The following is a 20,827-nucleotide window of genomic DNA, read 5'->3' as shown; positions in this document are numbered from 1 at the left end:
ATTATTGCTATTGAATTATCAAAATTGAATTTTATTTATAAGGCTTGAAATTCAAATAGTTAAAAATTAATTTAAATTAATAATTATATAAAATGTAGTATAGTTTGGTTTAAAATTATATTTTAAGATATTACACCCCTAAATTTTTTAGGGGTGTTTTTGTTTTATTAGGTGATTTTGAATAAATATCAAATTTTTTGGAAAAATTAGATTCTATTTCAATCTTTTTCGAACTTAAGTGAAATGTTAATTTTAATTAATTATTTGATTATAAACATTTTAACTATTTTTAATATTAATTTAATTTTAACGAATAATTATTCAATATTAAATTAATGTGAATTATCGGCAAATAAAATATGTTTTATTTGTTTTAAATATTGTTTATGGTTTTTATAATTGCTGATTTGGTAATTTAAAATCATTTTTGCTTGTCTTTTTATTAAATTTGTTAATATTCAAAATTGATGTAGATGAAAAGAGCAAGGAAAACTTCCCAAAAATCCATTTCCGAAAATCAAGGACTTTATTTGCCAGAGACAGAATTCGACTCCTGCGGAGTCGGTTTTGTGGCCAATATAAAAGGTATCAAGAGTTTTAAAATTGTCAGTGATGCCATCACTATGCTCGAAAATATGGAACATCGCGGAGCAACCGGTTATGAAAGCAACACTGGAGACGGTGCAGGTTTGCAGATTCAGATTCCGCACGAGCTTTTGTATGATGAGGCTCTCAATTTCGGTTTTGATTTGCCGGAGCCTGGTTTCTATGGTGTGGGGATGTTATTTTTTCCTCAAAATAATTTTATTCGCGAAGAGTGCAAAGAGATTATTGAGCAATCTGCGGATAAACTCGGGCTTAAGATTTTGGGTTACCGGCCGGTTCCTGTAAATAATATAGATTTGGGAGACCTTGCGAAAAGTGTAGAGCCGGTGATGGAAATGCTTTTTGTGGAACGTCCTTTCGATGTGGAAACTGATAAAGATTTTGAACGAAAACTGTTTGTGTTCCGCAATTATATTTCCCATCAGATTACAAGCGTGACTAGCAATGACCCGATTGGTTTTTATGTGGCTTCGTTTTCTTGTAAGAAATTGATTTACAAAGGACAATTGCGTTCTGTGCAGATTCGTAACTATTTCAAAGACTTGACGAATCCTAAAACACGTTCCGCGTTTGGGATGATCCATTCCCGTTTTGCGACCAATACATCTCCCACCTGGAGTTTGGCGCAGCCATTTCGTTTTCTGGCCCATAATGGGGAAATCAATACAATCGGTGGAAATCTCAACTGGCTGAAATCTTCCGAGAAAACCTTTTCAAACCCGAATTTCACACCTCAGGAAATGGATATGATTTTGCCCTTGACAAAACCGAATCAATCCGATTCTTCCTATCTGGATAATATGGTGGAATTGCTTTATCATTCCGGTCGCTCGTTGCCTCATACGATGATGATGCTGATTCCAGAAGCTTGGGACGGAAACAAACAAATGGAAGACTACAAGAAAGATTTTTATGAATTTCACGCTTGTATGATGGAGCCCTGGGATGGTCCGGCTTCTATTTCTTTCACGGATGGCGAAATGATTGGGGCGACTTTGGACAGGAACGGACTTCGCCCTTCGAGATATTGCGTGACATCGGATGATTTGGTGATTATGGCTTCGGAATCGGGAGCTTTGCCTGTTAATCCGAAAAATGTTATCAAAAGAGGCCGTCTTCAGCCAGGTAAAATGTTCTTGGTTGATATGAAAAAAGGCATCATTGTAAGTGATGACGAACTGAAAAAAGAGATTTGTACATCACAGCCTTATCGTGATTGGCTGGATAAAATGAATATCAATCTGGAAGAATTGCCTGTTCCGAAAATCAGATTCAACAAACTTCAATCCGATGATATTTTCAAATATCAGAAAGCTTTTGGCTATTCCAGGGAAGATCTGGATAAAGTTATCAAAGAAATGGCGGTTCACGGCAAAGAACCGATTGGCTCAATGGGATTTGATGCGCCATTGGCTGTTTTGAGTGAGAAGCCGCAGCATTTCAGTTCTTATTTCAAGCAATTGTTTGCGCAGGTTACGAATCCGCCAATCGACCCGATTCGTGAAAAACTGGTAATGTCATTAACAACGATTATCGGTGGAAATGGGAATCTTCTGGAGGATGATAAAAACTTTGCCCATTCTATAAAACTCGAACATCCGATTCTTAATAATGAGCAATTAGAGAAACTCAGAAGTGTTGATACGGGGAAATTCCAGTCGAAAACCATTTATACCTATTTCAAAGCGGATGAAAAAGAAGGAAGCCTGAAAAAAGCTTTGGACAGGATTTGCCGTTATGCGATGGATGCTGTGGAAGATGGTTTTGAGGTGATTATCCTTTCCGACAGGTCTTTGGATTCTCAGCATGCATCAATTCCGTCTTTGCTGGCCTGTTCGGCTGTTCATCATCATTTGATAAGAAAAGGTGTTCGGCGAAGAGTTGGTTTGGTGATTGAGGCTGGCGATGTTTGGGAAGTTCATCATTTCGCAAGTCTGCTTGGTTTTGGAGCAACCGCAATTAATCCTTATCTGGCTTTGGCAAGCATCAGGCAGATGTTTTATGATGGCGAGTTCAAGCAGGATGCAGATTTGGAACAGCTTAAATACAATTATAAAAAAGCAGTTGGTGATGGATTGTTGAAGATTTTTTCGAAAATGGGAATTTCTACCTTACAGTCTTATCACGGTGCGCAGATTTTCGAAATCATAGGTCTTAATAAACCTTTGGTCAATACTTGTTTTACGGGAGCGATTTCCAGAATCAACGGAATTGGTTTTGATGAAATTGCGAAAGAAGCTTTAGCGAAACATTATCAGGCTTTCGAAAAAGATTCGGCGTTTGGAATTCTGGATTCAGGCGGAATCTACCAGTGGAGAAAAGACAGCGAATATCATCAATTCAATCCTCAATCCATTCATCTTTTGCAACAGGCAACTTGGAATGATAATTACGAAACGTTCAAAAAGTATTCCCGGGCTGTCAATCGTCAAACAGAAAATGCTTCATTATTAAGAGGTTTGCTGGAGTTTAAAAATGACCGTCAATCAATTCCTTTATCAGAAGTGGAATCGATTGAAAATATTTTGAAACGTTTTGCGACCGGAGCAATGTCTTTTGGTTCGATTTCCTGGGAAGCGCATACAACTTTGGCAATTGCGATGAATAGGATAGGTGCTAAAAGTAATACAGGCGAAGGTGGCGAAGATGAAAACAGGTATATTATTGATGAAAATGGCGATAGCTTGCGTTCTTCTATTAAGCAGGTTGCTTCGGGTAGATTTGGAGTAACAGCGAGATATCTGGCGGAAGCAGAAGAGCTTCAAATCAAAATGGCCCAAGGGGCAAAACCGGGTGAAGGTGGACAATTGTCTGGGGAGAAAGTAGATTCCTGGATTGGGAAAACACGACATTCTACGCCGGGAGTTGGTTTGATTTCTCCGCCTCCGCATCATGATATTTATTCCATAGAAGATTTGGCGCAGTTGATTTTTGACTTGAAAAATGCCAATCGACACTCAAGGATTTCTGTTAAACTTGTTTCAAAAGCCGGTGTTGGGACAATTGCTTCTGGTGTGGCGAAGGCAAAAGCTGACCATATTCTGATTTCCGGTTACGATGGTGGAACAGGAGCCTCGCCTTTGAGTTCAGTTCGTCATACAGGTCTGCCGTGGGAATTGGGATTAGCGGAAACGCATCAGACCTTAATCAAAAATAAATTAAGACAAAGGGTTACTGTTCAGGTAGACGGACAAATGAAAACCGGTCGTGACTTGGTAATAGCAACATTGCTGGGAGCTGAAGAATGGGGAATTGCAACTTCTGCTCTGATTGTGGAAGGCTGCATCCTGATGAGAAAGTGTCATCTCAATACCTGTCCGGTCGGAATTGCCACTCAAAATGAAGAATTAAGAAAAAAATTCACAGGAAAACCGGAACATTTGGTAAGCTATTTTACCTTTTTGGCGATGGAAGTCCGTGAGATAATGGCGAGTCTTGGTTTTAGAACGATTGATGAAATGGTTGGTCAATCCCAGTGTCTTGAAAAGAAAAAAGAAATCAAATTCTGGAAACATCAGAATATTGATTTGAGTGGGCTTCTTTATAAGATGGAAACGGATTTGCCTATTATAAAAGCCGAAGAACAGCATAATGGTTTGGATGAATCCCTGTCGTGGAAAATGCTGGAAGCTTCAAAATCAGCTTTGCAAAATAACGGGAAAGTGGAAACTTCTTTCTTAATTAAAAATACGGACAGAACGGTCGGAACGATTCTTTCTCACGAACTGACGAAAATCTATCATTCACAAGGAATGCAGGAAGATTCGTTGAAATTCAATTTCAAAGGAACGGCTGGGCAGAGTTTTGGTGCCTTTTGTAATAGAGGAATCACAATGATTCTGGAAGGAGATGCGAATGATTATTTCGGTAAAGGTTTGTCGGGAGCGAAACTTGCTGTTTTTCCGGATGAAGAAGCGGTGATTAAAGCTAATGAAAATAGCATTATCGGAAATGTTGCGCTTTATGGAGCAACTTCCGGAAAGGTTTTTATTAATGGAATGGCAGGCGAAAGGTTCTGTGTCCGTAATTCCGGAGCGATTGCAGTTGTTGAAGGAATCGGTGACCACGGTTGCGAATATATGACAGGAGGAACGGTTGTGATTCTAGGCGAAGTTGGTCGGAACTTCGGAGCCGGAATGAGTGGTGGAATTGCTTATATCTGGGATGTCGGAAAAGATTTGGAGAAGAATTTCAATCCTGATATGGCGGACTTGGAAAACTTGACGGAGAAAGATACCGAGCTGGTTTTAGATTTAATCAAAGAGCATTTTGAAATCACGGGAAGTTATTTGGCGGAATATCTTTTGAGTGATTTTGAAAACAATCTGAAACACTTTGTAAAAGTTTATCCTCGTGAATATAAAAAGGTAATAGAAGGACAAATTGTGAATCAATAAAAGTAGTTTAATCCAACAAACCCGTAGGGTTTAATTTGAATAGCCGTAGGTGGAAACCTATGGACAAAAAACAAAAAATAATGGGAAAGACAGATGGTTTTTTGATATATGAGAGAAATTTGCCTGCGAAATTTCCGGTTTCGGAAAGGCTTAAGAATTATAAAGAATTTTATGAACCGGCTACTGAAAAGCTTCTGAAAGAGCAGTCCGCAAGATGTATGGATTGCGGTGTTCCGTTTTGCCAGAGCGGTTGTCCGTTGGGAAATGTCATTCCGGAATTCAATGATGCGGTTTATAAAAAGCAATGGGAAAAGGCTTATCATATTTTAACTTCAACAAATAATTTCCCTGAGTTTACAGGACGGATTTGCCCAGCGCCTTGTGAAGGAGCGTGTGTTTTAGGGATTAATAATCTTCCGGTTGCGATAGAGGAAATTGAAAAAAATATCATCGAAATTGCCTTTGAGCAAGGATTTGCAAAGCCAAAAGTCCCTCAGTTCAGAACAGATAAGAAAGTAGCGGTTATTGGTTCCGGTCCTGCTGGGCTGGCCTCGGCTTATCAATTGAATCAGGCTGGTCATCAGGTTACGGTTTTTGAAAGAGATTCTGAAATTGGAGGGTTGTTGAGATTTGGGATTCCTGATTTTAAATTAGATAAAAATATTGTTGAGCGTCGTGTTCAATGGATGGAGCAGGAAGGAGTCGAATTTAAAACTAATGTCAATGTTGGTGTTAATTATTCCGTCGAGGAATTGAACCGGAATTTTGATGCGGTTGTTCTGGCTTTGGGAAGTACGGTTCCTCGGGATTTGATGCTTCCGAATCGTGATGCGAAAGGTGTTCATTACGCAATGGATTTTCTGGTTCAGAATAATAAAAAGGTCAGCGGAATTAAATTTTATGAAGAAGAGCTTAATGTCAAAGGGAAAAAAGTTGTTGTAATTGGCGGCGGTGATACGGGTTCGGATTGTATCGGAACTTCGAATCGTCAAGGTGCGGAGATTGTCTATCAGATCTATTATAAACCGATGCAACCTACAAAACGCGACGAAACAATGCCCTGGCCAACAATGCCGATGACTTTACAGGTTACATCGTCTCACGAGGAAGGTTGCGAAAGAAGATGGTCTGTCAACTCAAAAGAATTTGTGAAAGATGAAAACGGAAATCTTACGGGCGTTCGTCTTGTAGAAGCAGAATGGACAAAAGATGCCGACGGAAAATGGAATCTCTATACAGAAAAACCAAACTCAGAGTTTGTCATCGAATGTGATTATGCTTTCATCGCTTTAGGCTATACGCATGTAGAGCAGAAAGGTTTGGTGGAAGCTTTGGATATCAATCTTGACCCAAAAGGAAACCTGATTGGAAATAATAAAGAATTCCAAACCAATAAAACCAAATATTTCTCTTGCGGGGATGCCAGAAAAGGACAAAGCCTTGTGGTTTGGGCAATTGCAGAGGGAAGGGATTGTGCAAAAAAAGTAGATGAGTTTTTGAAAAGTTAAAAATTTTATAAATATTAAATTTTGAATCGGGCTTTTCTAGTTTGGTTTTTTTTATGAAAAACCGTAATACTTTATCTTTAACTAGAATAATTTTGTAATAAATTTTATTTATGGAAAATAAATATTCATATAAGGATTTTTTAGATTATAAGGTTTTAGCTATTTTGTTTTTTATAGGTCTGGTTTCGTATTTAGTAATAAAAATAATACCAAAAGAAGAGGTTTTACCTTCCTATGTATCTTCTGTACGAAAATATAAAGATGTTCCTAGAATTAATCTTAGCCTTGATGTTAGGCTTTCTGAACGAATAAATGAGATAGAATTACAAAACCTTGCCTACATAATTTATAAAAGGTACAATGGTGCTGCATATGAAAAAGTTTTTATTGATTATTTGATTGTTGGTATGACTCAAGATAATGGTGCTTATGCTACCAGTCATTTTAATCCCAATCTGAAAGTGACTATTTATGGATTATCTAATGATAATATAACTTATATTAAATCTGATGGTTTTTCAGATAGAAAATATTGGATTGATGACGGTTTGGGTGTGATAATATCAATTAAAAGAGAAGATGGTTTTTTTTATTTGTTTAAATATTTCAAGGATTTAGGTGTTGATAAAAAGAAATTGCAATTGAAATTTAAGGGTGCGGATACTCTTTATGTTATTAAAGGTTCTACTGGCGGAGAATATTATAAAATTAATTCGGCCGATGATTTGGAATTGTATGATGACCAAGGTTGGGTTTATACTATGATTAAAGAAAAAACAAACAAACTATAATGCTCGATTTTTTTATTCAAAATCCCCAAACATCCCTGTTAAAAACTTATCTTTTTTGACTGATTTTAAGGCTTTCATATCTCGATTTTTTTAACGATATTTGTAAGCTTTAATAAAATAATTAACAGAAAAATAACAAGAAAAATTCTCAAGCTAACTATTTGAAAATTTGAGTTTTATATCTTGAATCTTTTACAATATGAGTCAAAAACAATATACAGCAAGTAGTATTCAGGCATTGGAAGGAATGGAGCACGTTCGTATGCGTCCTTCGATGTACATTGGTGATGTAGGGGTCAGAGGTCTCCACCATTTGGTTTATGAAGTAGTGGATAACTCTATCGATGAGGCTTTGGCAGGATATTGTGATACGATCACTGTCGCGATAAAGGAAGGTAATGCCGTAGAAGTTATGGATAACGGTCGTGGTATTCCTGTAGATTTTCACGAGAAGGAACAGAAATCTGCGCTGGAGGTTGTAATGACCAAAATCGGAGCTGGAGGTAAGTTCGATAAAGATTCTTACAAAGTTTCCGGAGGTCTTCACGGCGTTGGGGTTTCCTGTGTTAACGCACTTTCCAACGAGATGATTACTACCGTTTACAGAGATGGGAATATCTATCAGCAGGTTTATTCCAGAGGGAAGGCACAAACAGGTGTTGAAGAGATCGGACACAGTGACAAAAGAGGAACAAAACAGTTTTTCCAACCGGATGATTCCATTTTTACTGAATTGGTTTACAACTACGATACTTTGGCAAATCGGCTTAGAGAGTTGGCATACCTTAATAAAGGAATTACGATTACTTTAACAGACGAAAGAGAAAAACTGGAAGACGGAACTTTCAGAACGGAAGTTTTCCATTCGGAAGGTGGTTTGAAAGAATTCGTTGAGTATATCGACGGAAACCGTGAGTCTATTATGGAGAATGTGATCTTTATGGAAGGCGAGCGTGACGATATTCCGGTTGAGGTGGCGATGCGTTATAACACGTCTTTCAACGAGAATCTCCACTCTTATGTTAATAATATTAATACTCACGAAGGAGGAACACACTTAGCAGGTTTCAGAAGGGCTTTAACAAGAACGCTTAAGAAATATGCCGATGAACTAGGACTTCCTGCAAAGGAAAAGGTTGAAGTTACTGGAGACGATTTCCGTGAAGGTTTAACAGCTGTGATTTCTGTAAAAGTAATGGAACCTCAGTTCGAAGGTCAGACCAAAACGAAATTAGGCAACTCAGAAGTTTCTGGTGCGGTTGATAAAATCGTGGGCGAAATGCTGACGAACTTCCTCGAGGAAAATCCTGCTGAAGCCAAGATCATTGTTCAGAAAGTTGTTTTGGCAGCGAAGGCAAGGCAAGCAGCGAAGAAGGCAAGAGAAATGGTTCAGAGAAAATCTCCGATGGGAGGTTCTGGTCTGCCAGGAAAATTGTCGGATTGTTCTTCAAAAGACCCGGCTGAATCAGAATTGTTCCTTGTAGAGGGAGATTCCGCAGGTGGAACGGCTAAACAAGGTCGTGACCGTCATTTTCAGGCAATTTTGCCTTTGAGAGGTAAGATCCTGAATGTTGAGAAATCTATGGTCCATAAAGTTTATGATAACGAGGAGATCAAGAATATCTATACGGCGCTTGGCGTTTCTGTAGGAACAGAAGAGGATTCCAAAGCGTTGAATATGGCAAAACTTCGTTACCACAAAATTGTGATTATGACCGATGCCGATATTGATGGTTCTCACATCTCAACTTTGATTCTGACTTTCTTCTTCAGATATATGAAGGAATTGATTGAGAACGGATATATTTATATCGCTCAGCCGCCTTTATATCTATTGAAAAAAGGAAACAAAAAAACTTATGCATACAACGAGAAGGAGCGTGAACAATTCACTCTTGAAATGTCTCCGGACGGAAAGGGAGTAGAGGTACAACGTTACAAAGGTCTTGGAGAGATGAATCCTGAGCAGCTTTGGGAAACAACGCTGAATCCGGATGGCAGGATCCTGAAACAAGTAACCATTGACAACGCGGTAGAGGCAGATTCTACATTCTCTATGCTGATGGGTGATGAAGTTCCGCCGAGAAGAGAATTCATTGAGAAAAATGCGGTTTACGCAAGAATTGATGCTTAAATCAGATTAATAGATCAAACCTTCCAATTTTGGAAGGTTTTTTGTTACTCAATCAGAAATTATTTTTAATTTTCCTTCACGCAAAATTAATATCATTATGAAAAACCTGATCGCAATTTTATCTTTTGGAGTTCTGCTTTTCTCTTGCAACAAAACAGAAAACAAAAATGTTTCCGAATCTCCCAAATCTGACAGTCTCGTTACAAAAAATGAATTCACTGTGGATTCTATCAGAGTTCAGGATTCTTTACAGGTCGCGAAAACTTTGACCTTGTCTTTCGAAAAGCAAGTTCTGGTATTCCCAAATATTACGAACAAAACGATTTTGGATAGTATCTACAAACCTGCAAATATCACCTCCGCAGATTATTCCAGGAAAGCTTTGACGGATGTTCTTGAGAAATTGAAAAAAGAATCGTTGAAAAAAGATGATTCGAATGATTATTTACCGGAATTCAAACAGACTTGGGATGAGGTTTCGGGAATGAAATTGATATCTCATCAAAATGATGTCTTGACTTTGCAATATTCCGGAAGTGGATATTCTGGTGGCGCGCACGGCTATTATTTTGAAAATTATAAAGTTTTCGATCTGAAAAATAACAAAGTGATTTCTCAAGCCGATATTTTCAAAGATCCGGCTGGTGCCAATTGGAACAAAATTCTTCAAGATCATTTTGATGAACCTGAGCAAAAAGAAATGCTTTTGGTAGATAAAATCGAACTAAATAACAATTTCTATTTTGACAAAGATAAAATCACATTTGTTTACAACCAATACGAGATTACGGCTTATGCGGCGGGTGTTGTTTACATCACTTTAAATTTCAAAGACATCAAAGACCAGTTGAAACCTGAGTTTGTAAGTCAATTTAACATCAAATAAAATGAGCGGACAAAACTTGAAAAATTACAGGAAATATTATCCTTTACATCATTTTATTTTCTATCCGGTTTCGTTGATTCTGCTGGTGTTTTCAGTTTTTGAAATCTTTACTTTTATTAATGTCAATGAAAATTTAGTTTGGGTTTGGACGGCTATTTCTGCGGTTATTATTTTGATGATCGTGTTATCATTCATGCTTCGTCAACATTATGCGCTTGGACTGCAGGATAGAATTATCATTAATGAATTCAAATTTCGATATTTCGCTTTATCAGGAAATAGACTGGAAGATCAAACCTATCATTTCTCAGATTCTCAGATTTTTGCATTGAGGTTTTCTGATGATCAAGATTTATTGGATTTGATAAATAAAACCATCGAAAATGATTGGTCTTCTTCCCAGATCAAACAGAATATCAAAAACTGGAAAGCTGATAACAGAAGAATTTAAGACTATAAAAAATCTTTCGAGAGTCTCAGGATGACAACTCGAATAATTGTTAGTGAATGGTTTGTTGTCGGGCTGAGGCTCTCGAAGCATTTCGATAAAAAATTAATCCATAAATAATAAAAAAATACTCTGGAATCCTCAGAGTATTTTTACTTTTGGAAAATGAAATTTGCTTTCATCATCAATCCGTATTCGGCGAAAAAAAACTATCAGCCTTTTTTGGAAAGTCTTTCTAAAAAAGTTGAAAATCCGCTTTATATCGTTTCCAGATCTTTGGAAGATACAGACGATTTCATTAGAAGACATTGGGATGATGTTGATGTTTTTGTGGCGGTTGGCGGTGACGGGACTATTTCTGTTGTGGCTCAGAAGCTTATTAATACGAAGAAGATTCTTGCAGTTTTTCCTGCTGGTTCTGGTAATGGTTTTTCCAATGAAACTAATTTCAATAAAAATATTTCTCGGCTTTTAGCAAAAATAGAGGCTGAAAAATTTCGTACAATCGATACTTTTATGGTAAACGAACATTTTTCCATCAATGTTTCCGGAACCGGGTTTGATGGAAAGGTTGTGAAAGAATTTGAAAAAACCGACCGGGGCTTCAAGAATTATATCAAAGTTTCCATTCAGACCTTTTTCAAATACAAGCCGATCAAGATCAAATTCCTGGAAGAGAATTATAAACAATACAACGGCAAATATCTGATGCTGAACATCGCAAATACACGCCAATTCGGAAACAATGCTTACATTGCACCGATGGCGAGTAAAAGTGATGGTTTGGTGGATCTGGTTCTAGTTAAGAAATTTCCCTTGACCTATTCTCCGTTTTTTGCTTTCCGGATGTTCACCAAACGTTTGAAAGATGACGATTATGTGACTTATCTCCCGGTTTCGGAGATCGATTTCAAAGTGAATACAAAAACCTGGCACATCGATGGGGAATTCAAGAAAATCAAATCGCCGGTCAAAATCAAGGTTCTTCCGAAAAGTTTGAGGATTTTGGTTTAGCTCAATTATTATTTTAATTAGTTTTTAATGTTTTACTTGGCAGGGATTTTTATTGCATGTTTTTCTTCTTTCCTTATTTTAGGAAAAAAGCAGAAAACTTCTGCCGATTATATTCTCGCTTTATGGTTTTGGATAATAGGAATCAATACAATTTATTTTTTATTGATTTTTTCCGGAGAGTATGTAAGGTTTCCTTTTTTTCTTGGTTTGGAAATCCCGCTTCCGCTGCTTCATGGGCCTATGCTGTATCTCTATGTTCGGGATCTGACCGGGCAGAGTAAAAAAGGCTATACATGGATCCTGCATTTTTTACCTCCGATCCTGATCTATATTATCCTGATTCCTTTTTTTTGCTTAACGTCTGAAGAAAAAAAAATCGTCTATGAGAATGGTGGCTCTTCATATAAATATTTAAGAAGGGATATTGGTATTCTCATCATTATCTCTGGGATCTTTTATGTCCTTGCAAGTTTTATTTCGGTTAAAAAATATAAAAAAGAGATAGCTCAGAGATATTCGAACACGGATAAAATCAATTTAAATTGGTTGAACTATCTCATTATAGGGATTTCTTTGATCTGGGTTGCCGTTCTATTGAAAAATGATATTGCCATCTTTACCATGGTTGTTGTTTTTATTTTGTTGGCATCCTATTTTGGCATCAGCAAGGTTGGAATTTTAAATTCAAAAGATATTACTGTCGCTAATGTCGAAAATGAAACCAACCGGGAGCCTATGTCTGATCCTGTAATCGTCAAATATCAGAAATCCAATGCCAGCGATGAGTCTATAAAAAATGTTTATCAGAAGTTGTTAAGTAAAATAGATAACGACAAAGTCTTCAAAGATCCTGAACTGACATTGAATAATTTGGCAATTATCCTGGATGTCCATCCCAATCTGCTTTCTCAAACGATCAATCAGATGGAAAATAAAAACTTTTATGATTACATCAATCGGCAGAGGATCGAAGAGTTTAAAAGAATTGCATTATTGCCGGAAAATCAAAAATATACAATTCTTTCTTTAGCCTTTGAAAGCGGATTTAATTCTAAAACTTCCTTTAACAGGAATTTTAAAAAATATATGGATTGTTCTCCGAGAGAATTTCTAAAAAGTCAAAATATAAGCTTGGAGTAATCTGAACCTGAAAAATTAACCAATACCTCCAAAAAACATCTTCAAAAATTAGTTCCAACTTTCATTTTGGGACGATTGGCGGTCTCATATTCTTCATTTTTGCCGAAACTTTGTTTAGTAGATAAAGTGATTTAATTCTAACAACAAATCTTTTGTAATGAAGAAATTCTTATTCGTTCTTATTTGTATTTTCGCAATTTTCATCGGATTATACCCTTTGATTTATGTTTTTGTAGATCATAAAAATACTTTTATCGGTTCCAAAGCTCCGGAAATTCTCCAGAGCATGCTATGGAAAGTTTCGTTTTTTGCGCATATTATTTTTGGTGGATTATCGCTTTTGGTCGGATGGCGGCAGTTTGGGCCAGGTTTTCGAAAAAGATATCCGAAAATTCACAGGAATATCGGAATTGTTTATATTTTTTCCGTCGTTATAAGTTCTCTCAGCGGTATTTATATTGGTCTTTTCGCTAATGGAGGATGGATTTCTGCTTCAGGGTTTGTCGGTCTGGGTATTATTTGGTTTGGTACGACCGTAAGTTCTTTTTTAGAGATCAAAAAAAACAATATAATGAAACATCAGCAGCTGATGGTCTATAGTTATGCATGCACATTTGCCGCTGTAACGCTGAGGCTATGGTTTCCTGCATTGAAATCATTATCAGGAGATCCAGATCTCTCTTATCTTATAGTTGCCTGGTTATGTTGGGTCACTAATTTGATTGTTGCCTATTTTATTAATGGATCTATCCAAAATAAAATTGAGGAACTGTAAGGATTTTGGTTTAGCATTGGATAACTTTTACATTCCAGGTTTGAATAGATCTAAAAATGAGGGTGCAGAAAGACTTAGAAAATCAACAAGAAAGTGTGAAAGAATAACCCATCTTAGGCTGTTTGTTTTCTTATAGGTTATTGCCCAAATGATCCCCATTACAAAGGTCGAAATCACAACCTCATAACCTTTAAACAAATTAGAATTAATTCCAAATACAGCATGATTCGCAGAAAAAACAATACTAGTGAATAGAATTGATAAAGCAGAATTCCATTTTTTTGTAAAATCGCTTAAAAGGCCTCTCCAATAAAATTCCTCGAGCCAAGGATTGATCAATGCCAGTAAAATCCACGGAAGCCAGACCGACCAATTATCTAATAACTGATAATGTTTTAGAAAAATTGGTAATGGAGTAAGGGCAATAATAATTGCAAAAACATTCCATCCCCAGTTTTTTCCGGATTTTTTTAACCAATTCCTAATAGAAGAGGCGCCCCCGTATTTTATAATAAAGAAAAGAAATAAAATCCATTCAATCAGGATCAGAGGAATAAAAGCCCATTTTCCGATAAGATTTCCAAAAATAATTGCAGTAATAATATTGACGATTATAATAAGAAATGGCGAGATGATAACAAATGTTGATTTTGGGTTCATTTAATTGGTTGAATATGTGATATATAGTTTTTTTTATCTTCAAATATAATAATAACTCAAATGGTTTGAATTATTATTAATATTAATTTTGTTCGTTATTTAAAACTAAATTTTCCATTTAAATTTCCCTATTTTTGTATCAATCATCAACTATAAAAGGTGCAGAATAAACTCAAGATTATCAACGACCCGGTTCACGGTTTTATCAAAATTCCCCACGAGATTTTGTTCGATATTATAGAACACCCTTATTTCCAAAGACTCAGAAGGATATCCCAAACCGGACTTCTATCCCTTATTTTTCCCGGCGCAAAACATACAAGATTTCATCACGCTCTTGGTGCGATGAACCTGATGTTCAAAGCCTTGGAAACTTTAAAGCTAAAAGGTGTAAAAGTTTCTAAAGAAGAAGAAAAAGCGGCGATGCTGGCAATTCTTCTTCACGATATTGGGCACGGCCCGTTTTCGCACGCTTTAGAAAACATGCTAATGGACGATTGGCATCATGAGAAAATTTCAATCCTCTTGATGAACCGTTTGAACAAGGAATTCAAAGGGAAACTGGATTTGGCCATCGAAATGTTCCAGGGGAAATATCACAGGCCATTTTTCAATCAGTTGATTTCATCTCAATTGGATGTTGACAGAATGGATTATCTGAAACGTGACAGCTTTTATACAGGTGTTTCCGAAGGAAGCGTGAATGTTGAGAGAATCATTTCTATGATGAATGTGAGTGATGAGAAACTCGTCATCGATGCAAAAGGAATTTATTCAATAGAAAATTACCTTACGGCCAGAATGTTTATGTATTGGCAGGTTTATTATCATAAGACTGCGGCTTTGGGAGAACATATTTTGGTTCAGATCCTTAACAGGGCAAAATATCTGGTTTCAGAGAATGTTGATTTGGAAGCACCTTCAAACTTGAAATATTTTTTGGTTAAAAATAAATTTGATGAAGCTACAGAAGAAGATATCAGAAAGTTTACAATGCTGGATGATATGGATGTTTTTCAAGCGATAAAAGTCTGGACTGATAATGAAGATTTTATTTTGTCAAAACTTTGCAGAACAGTTATTTACAGAGAGTTTCCTAAAAGTATTATTTCATCAAAACCATTTTCCGAAGATTTTTTGAAACAAAAGGTAGAAAAGGTCAACCAATATTTCAATATAGAAAACGGAGAAGAATTGGTGGGACAGATCTCACGTTCGCTTTTGCCTTATGATACAGAGAAGCAGCCAATCTATTTGATGGATAAAACCGGAAAAACGATAAAACTCGAAGAATCTGAAAATCAGATATTATTTGGATGTATGGAGAATGCAACAAAGAAATATATCATTTATTTTCCCCGGGAAATATTATAAGTAAGGTAAAAGTAACCTTGATTCGTTATAAAAAATTAAAAGATAATTAATAAAATATTTATCTTTGCAAACTATGGAATTTAGCGCAGAACAAATTGCAGGATTAATAAACGGAAGGATCATTGGCGATGGAAAGACTGTTATCACAGGAGTTTCACCAATAGAAAATGGGGAACGGGGACATCTTTCTTTCGTTGGCCAGAGCCGTTTTTCCAATCATATCGATACGACGGAATGTGCGGTTTTGATAGTTTCTGAAAACCTTATCGAGGACAGAGATTACAAACCTGTGATCATTGTTGTGGAAGATGCTTATCTTTCCTTTCAGGTTTTGATGAATCTTTATCAGGAGATGCAGGGCAAAAGAACAGGAATAGAAGCTGGTTCATTTTTCCACGAGACTGCAAAAGTAGGCGAGGATGTTTATATAGGCGCATTCACTTATGTTTCTGAGAAAGCAACTGTTGGCGACGGAACACAGATCTTTCCACACGTTTACATAGGAAAAGGTGTGAAGATCGGAAAAAATTGCAAAATTGACAGTGGCGCAAGAATATATGATCATTGTATTGTCGGTGATAATTGTGTAATCCACTCCAACACGGTTGTTGGAGGTGATGGATTCGGCTTCCAGCCCACTGCTGAAGGTTTCAAGAAAATTCCTCAATTAGGGAATGTCATTATCGAAGATGATGTAGAGATTGGTTCCAACTGCAGTATTGATAGAGCTACAATAGGTTCTACGATTATCGGTAAGGGAACTAAGATCGATAATTTGATTCAGATTGCACATAATGTAAAGATCGGAAAGAACAATGTGATTGCATCTCAGGCAGGAATTGCCGGTTCAACGGTTATCGGGGACTGGAATCAGATCGGCGGACAGGTAGGTATTGTTGGTCATATCAAAATTGGGAATCGAGTGAAGATCCAGGCTCAGAGTGGTGTTAATTCTTCTGCAAAAGATGGGGAAACGCTTTATGGTTCACCTGCGATCAATTATAGTGATTATAGAAGGAACTATGTCCATTTCCGTAATTTTACGGAGATAGTTAAGAGAATAAACGATTTAGAAAATAAAAAATCAGAGTAAAGGTATCAGGCAAAGAAGTCATTCTTCCACCTCAAAACTAATACAATGAGCGATAAACAAAAAACAATCAAAGAAGAGATCCAGTTATCTGGAATAGGTCTTCACACAGGAAAAGAGGTCAATTTGAAAATCAGACCGGCAAAAGAAAACACCGGATTTGTATTTGTAAGAACAGATCTCGAAGGTCACCCTCAGGTAGAGGCTGATGTCAATTATGTAACCACTACAGAAAGAGGAACCACGCTTGAAAAGTTGGGTGTCAAAATCCACACTTGTGAGCACCTTTTGGCTGCTTTGGTAGGGATGGATGTTGATAATGCTATTCTTGAGATGAACAGTGCCGAACCACCGATTTTGGATGGCTCTTCCAAGTTTTTTGTAGAAGCAATAGAAAAAGTAGGTGTCCAGGAGCAGGAACTTCCTAGAGAATATCTTGTCATCAAAGAAGTGATGAATTACATCGACCCTTCTACAGGTTCAGAATTGACGGTAATTCCTGCTGACGATTACGAGATTACAACAATGGTAGATTTTGGGACCAAAGTATTGGGAACCCAGAATGCCAGCATGAAAAATCTATCAGAATTCAAGGACGAGATAGCCTCTGCAAGGACATTCAGCTTTTTACACGAATTAGAGCAACTTTTGGATGCCAACCTTATCAAAGGTGGAGACATTAGTAATGCCATTGTTTATGTTGATAAAGAATTGACGCCAGAAACTTTGGAAAAACTTAAAGTTGCTTTCGGTAAAGACGAAGTTTCTATTCGTCCAAACGGAATTTTAGATAACCTTACTCTTAATTATACTAACGAAGCTGCTCGTCATAAGCTCCTTGATGTCATTGGCGATCTGGCCTTGGTTGGAGTTAGGATCAAAGGAAGAGTTATTGCTAACAAACCGGGACACTTTGTAAATACTCAGTTTGCAAAAAAACTAAACAGACAATACAAATTGCAAAAAAGAAAAAACGTTCCAGATTTTGATTTGAAAGCTGAGCCTGTTTTCGATATCAACGGGATCATGAGATTATTGCCACACAGACCTCCATTTTTGTTGGTAGATAAGATTTTGGAATTATCAGATACTCATGTGGTAGGACTTAAAAATGTTTCTATGAATGAACCTTTCTTCGTAGGGCACTTTCCAAAAGAACCGGTTATGCCAGGGGTTTTACAGATAGAGGCCATGGCTCAGGTTGGAGGGATCCTGGTATTGGCCAATGTTCCGGACCCTGAAAATTATTCTACTTATTTTGTGAAGATGGATAATGTGAAATTCAAGAAAAAAGTAGTTCCGGGAGATCAGGTGATTTTCAAAATCGAGTTGATAGAACCTATCAGAAGAGGAATTGTACATATGCAAGGTTACGGTTATGTCGGAGACAGTGTCGTTGTAGAGGCAGAACTGATGGCTCAAGTAGCAAAAACTAAAATTTAATTTATGATTCACCAGCTTACAGCAGTAGATCCGCGCGCCAAAATTGGCAAAAATGTAACAATCGAACCATTTACAACTATCGGTGCAAATGTCGTAGTAGGTGCAGATACTTGGATTGGTCCTAATGTAACCATAATGGAAAACGTGAGGATTGGTAAGAATTGTAAAATTTTCCCCGGAACAGTGATCGGGGCGGTACCTCAAGATCTTAAATTTGATGGAGAAGATACACAGGTCATCATTGGTGATGGAACTACACTCAGAGAATGTGTTACTATCAATAGAGGGACCAAGGCGCTTGGTTATACAAAAGTTGGGAATAACTGTTTAATTATGGCAACTTCTCACATCGCACATGACTGCATCGTTGGTGATAATGTAATTATTGCAAATGGATGTGGGATCGCAGGTCACGTGGAAATTGGTGATTTTGTAGTGATGGGAGGTCTTTCTGCTGTTCAGCAATTCGGAAAAATAGGAAAGCACGTTATGGTTTCCGGAGGGTCATTGATCAGAAAGGATATTCCGCCTTATGTGAAGGTAGCCAGAGAGCCAATTTCTTATGCCGGTATCAATTCCGTAGGATTAAGGAGAAGAGGCTTTACCAATGATAAGATCTTCGAGATCCAAAAGATATACAGGGCCATTTTCCAGATGAAAATGAACACCACCCAGGCAATAGAATACATAGAGAAAGAAATGCTTCCTACTGTAGAAAGGGATGAGATCATTACCTTTATACAGAATTCCCCAAGAGGTATCGTAAAAGGATACGGGTCCAACAAAGAATAAAAAATAATATAAGTTTATATATAACTAATGGCAACAAGCAACGATATAAGAAAAGGACTTTGCATAGAATTCAGCAATGATATTTTCAAAGTAATCGAATTTCTACACGTAAAACCAGGAAAAGGTCCTGCATTCGTAAGAACAAAACTGAAATCTGTAACCAACGGAAAGGTATTGGACAATACGTTCTCCGCAGGTCATAAAATTGACGAAGTAAAGGTGATCACCAGAAAATTCCAATATCTCTATGATGACGAGAACGGTTTCCACTTCATGAATAACGAGGATTTCTCTCAACTTTATCTTAACAAGGAAATGATCGAGAATTCTAACCTGATGAAAGCCGGGGAAGAAGTGACCATCATTTTGAAAGAAGCGGATGAAACACCACTTTCTGCAGAACTTCCACAATCTGTTTACCTGGAAGTTATAGAGGCAGATCCAGGTGTGAAAGGAAACACAGCGACCAACGCTCTGAAAAATGCAATCGTGGAAACAGGTGCAAGAGTAATGGTTCCTTTATTCATCGAACCAGGTGACAAGATCAAGATCAGTACAGAAGACGGCTCTTACTTGGAAAGAGTGAAATAAATTATAGCAGGAAGCTGGAAGCATTAAGTTTTCCAGCTTTCATTTTTTTATGGCAGCTATTTCCGCCCTCCGTTCCCGCTTTTTTCTTTTTTCCAAAAAAGAAAAAGAGCTCCACTCAGGTCGGGCTGCGTGCAATTCGTCATTTCAAAATAACGAATGGCAGTTTAAAATCAAATTTTTAAATTATAACATCTAGTTATGACTTTCAATCAACCTCAAACACTCAAAGCCATTGCAGATATCATTGGTGCAAAATATATCGGAGACGAGAATTTTCCGGTTCTTGGAACTAATGAAATTCATATGATAAAGCCGGGAGAAATTGTTTTCGTCAACCATCCAAAATATTATGATAAAGCACTTAATTCCGCAGCTACGATCATTTTAATTGACAAAGAAGTAGAATGCCCGGAAGGAAAGGCTCTTTTGGTTTCCGATGATCCATTCAGGGATTTTAATAAGATCAATACCCATTTCACAAGAATTTCAAATTTTAAGGAAGAACTTCACGATCTGGAAGTAGGCGATGGAACTTCCATTCATCCATCGGCTGTTATTGGAAATGATGTGAGGATTGGAAAAAACTGCCACATTTTTCCTAATGTTGTTATCGGAGACAGAACAATCATCGGAGATAATGTTGTTATTCAATCTAATACAGTGATTGGAGGAGATGCATTCTATTACAGGAAACTAAATGGGAATTTTGACAGATTGATTTCTGTAGGAAACGTTGTCATTGAAAATAATGTGGAAATAGGGAATAGTTGTACGATTGACAGAGGTGTGACAGATTCTACCAGAATTGGGGAAGGAAGTATTCTCGATAATCAGATACAGATTGGCCACGATACAGTCATTGGAAAAAAATGTCTGATCGCTTCGCAAACCGGAATTGCAGGCTGCTGCATCATCGAAGATGAGGTGACGATGTGGGGACAAGTGGGGATAGCTTCTGGTCTTACAATCGAATCCGGAACTGTTCTTTTAGCACAAGTAGGTGTGAATAGAAACTTGAAAAAAGGAACTTATTTTGGCCCAATTGCGGAAGAATTCAGGGATTATCTAAGAAAAGAGGTAAAAGTCAAAAATCTGAAGTAAATCATATTTTAAATCTTCAAAAAATCTTTAATTCCAAGAAATTTTTGGATTATTATCGTTATTTTTGCGAATAACAA

Annotated in this window: 16 protein-coding genes; 15 read left to right on the top strand and 1 reads right to left on the bottom strand. The window is 37.1% G+C overall.

The genetic code is table 11. The features are described 5' to 3' along the window. The first annotated feature begins 473 nt into the window (after positions 1-473). The 9 genes from gltB to K319_RS0118570 all read left to right on the top strand — a co-directional run bounded on the left by gltB (position 474) and on the right by K319_RS0118570 (position 13,699). The gene (gene gltB, locus K319_RS0118610) at positions 474-5,003 is read left to right on the top strand and encodes a glutamate synthase large subunit (protein WP_051230797.1); all 4,530 of its coding nucleotides are present in this window, start codon (positions 474-476) and stop codon (positions 5,001-5,003) included. A gap of 80 nt (positions 5,004-5,083) precedes the next feature. Further along, positions 5,084-6,511, top strand: coding sequence for a glutamate synthase subunit beta (locus K319_RS0118605; protein WP_027384981.1), 1,428 nt, complete (start codon positions 5,084-5,086; stop codon positions 6,509-6,511). A gap of 110 nt (positions 6,512-6,621) precedes the next feature. Continuing rightward, entirely contained in the window at positions 6,622-7,302 is a 681-nt protein-coding gene (locus K319_RS0118600) for a hypothetical protein (protein ID WP_027384980.1), read from the top strand. 199 nt (positions 7,303-7,501) lie between these two features. Continuing rightward, on the top strand, positions 7,502-9,436 hold the full coding sequence (gene gyrB, locus K319_RS0118595; protein WP_027384979.1) for a DNA topoisomerase (ATP-hydrolyzing) subunit B: 1,935 nt from the start codon (positions 7,502-7,504) through the stop codon (positions 9,434-9,436). Between the two features lie 97 nt (positions 9,437-9,533). Beyond that, a complete protein-coding gene (locus K319_RS0118590) occupies positions 9,534-10,322 on the top strand; it encodes an RsiV family protein (protein WP_027384978.1) in 789 nt (262 codons plus the stop codon). 1 nt (position 10,323) lies between these two features. Then, positions 10,324-10,773, top strand: a complete 450-nt coding sequence (locus tag K319_RS0118585; protein ID WP_027384977.1) for a DUF6526 family protein — start codon at positions 10,324-10,326, stop codon at positions 10,771-10,773. Positions 10,774-10,935: 162 nt separating this feature from the next. Then, positions 10,936-11,784 carry a diacylglycerol/lipid kinase family protein gene (locus K319_RS0118580; protein ID WP_027384976.1) on the top strand — a complete coding sequence of 283 codons (849 nt, stop codon included), beginning with the start codon at positions 10,936-10,938 and terminating at the stop codon, positions 11,782-11,784. Between the two features lie 27 nt (positions 11,785-11,811). Next, positions 11,812-12,924 carry a helix-turn-helix domain-containing protein gene (locus K319_RS0118575; protein ID WP_027384975.1) on the top strand — a complete coding sequence of 371 codons (1,113 nt, stop codon included), beginning with the start codon at positions 11,812-11,814 and terminating at the stop codon, positions 12,922-12,924. Positions 12,925-13,081: 157 nt separating this feature from the next. Next, positions 13,082-13,699, top strand: coding sequence for a DUF2306 domain-containing protein (locus tag K319_RS0118570; RefSeq protein ID WP_027384974.1), 618 nt, complete (start codon positions 13,082-13,084; stop codon positions 13,697-13,699). A 27-nt stretch (positions 13,700-13,726) separates the two neighbouring features. Here K319_RS0118570 and K319_RS0118565 read toward each other — a convergent pair whose 3' ends face one another. Next, on the bottom strand, positions 13,727-14,359 hold the full coding sequence (locus K319_RS0118565; protein ID WP_027384973.1) for a CPBP family intramembrane glutamic endopeptidase: 633 nt from the start codon (positions 14,357-14,359) through the stop codon (positions 13,727-13,729). A gap of 159 nt (positions 14,360-14,518) precedes the next feature. Between K319_RS0118565 and K319_RS0118560 the strand changes: the two genes are divergently transcribed. The 6 genes from K319_RS0118560 (at position 14,519) to K319_RS0118530 (ending at position 20,750) form a co-directional block, all read left to right on the top strand. Further along, positions 14,519-15,733 (top strand): HD domain-containing protein, encoded by a 1,215-nt coding sequence (locus K319_RS0118560; protein ID WP_027384972.1) that lies wholly within the window; start codon positions 14,519-14,521, stop codon positions 15,731-15,733. A 73-nt stretch (positions 15,734-15,806) separates the two neighbouring features. Next, entirely contained in the window at positions 15,807-16,826 is a 1,020-nt protein-coding gene (lpxD, locus tag K319_RS0118555) for a UDP-3-O-(3-hydroxymyristoyl)glucosamine N-acyltransferase (protein WP_027384971.1), read from the top strand. A 45-nt stretch (positions 16,827-16,871) separates the two neighbouring features. Next, positions 16,872-18,266, top strand: coding sequence for a bifunctional UDP-3-O-[3-hydroxymyristoyl] N-acetylglucosamine deacetylase/3-hydroxyacyl-ACP dehydratase (locus K319_RS0118550; protein WP_027384970.1), 1,395 nt, complete (start codon positions 16,872-16,874; stop codon positions 18,264-18,266). A gap of 3 nt (positions 18,267-18,269) precedes the next feature. Continuing rightward, positions 18,270-19,058: an acyl-ACP--UDP-N-acetylglucosamine O-acyltransferase gene (lpxA, locus tag K319_RS0118545; protein ID WP_027384969.1), complete on the top strand. Its 789-nt coding sequence runs from the start codon at positions 18,270-18,272 to the stop codon at positions 19,056-19,058. Between the two features lie 27 nt (positions 19,059-19,085). Beyond that, on the top strand, positions 19,086-19,649 hold the full coding sequence (gene efp / locus K319_RS0118540; RefSeq protein ID WP_027384968.1) for an elongation factor P: 564 nt from the start codon (positions 19,086-19,088) through the stop codon (positions 19,647-19,649). 198 nt (positions 19,650-19,847) lie between these two features. Continuing rightward, positions 19,848-20,750 carry a UDP-3-O-(3-hydroxymyristoyl)glucosamine N-acyltransferase gene (locus K319_RS0118530; protein WP_027384967.1) on the top strand — a complete coding sequence of 301 codons (903 nt, stop codon included), beginning with the start codon at positions 19,848-19,850 and terminating at the stop codon, positions 20,748-20,750. Positions 20,751-20,827: the final 77 nt, after the last annotated feature.

Source organism: Epilithonimonas caeni DSM 17710 (genome assembly GCF_000426465.1).
Classification (GTDB): domain Bacteria; phylum Bacteroidota; class Bacteroidia; order Flavobacteriales; family Weeksellaceae; genus Epilithonimonas; species Epilithonimonas caeni.
The sequence above is the reverse complement of the archived record's forward strand: the minus strand, read 5'-3'. Positions and strand labels throughout refer to the sequence as shown.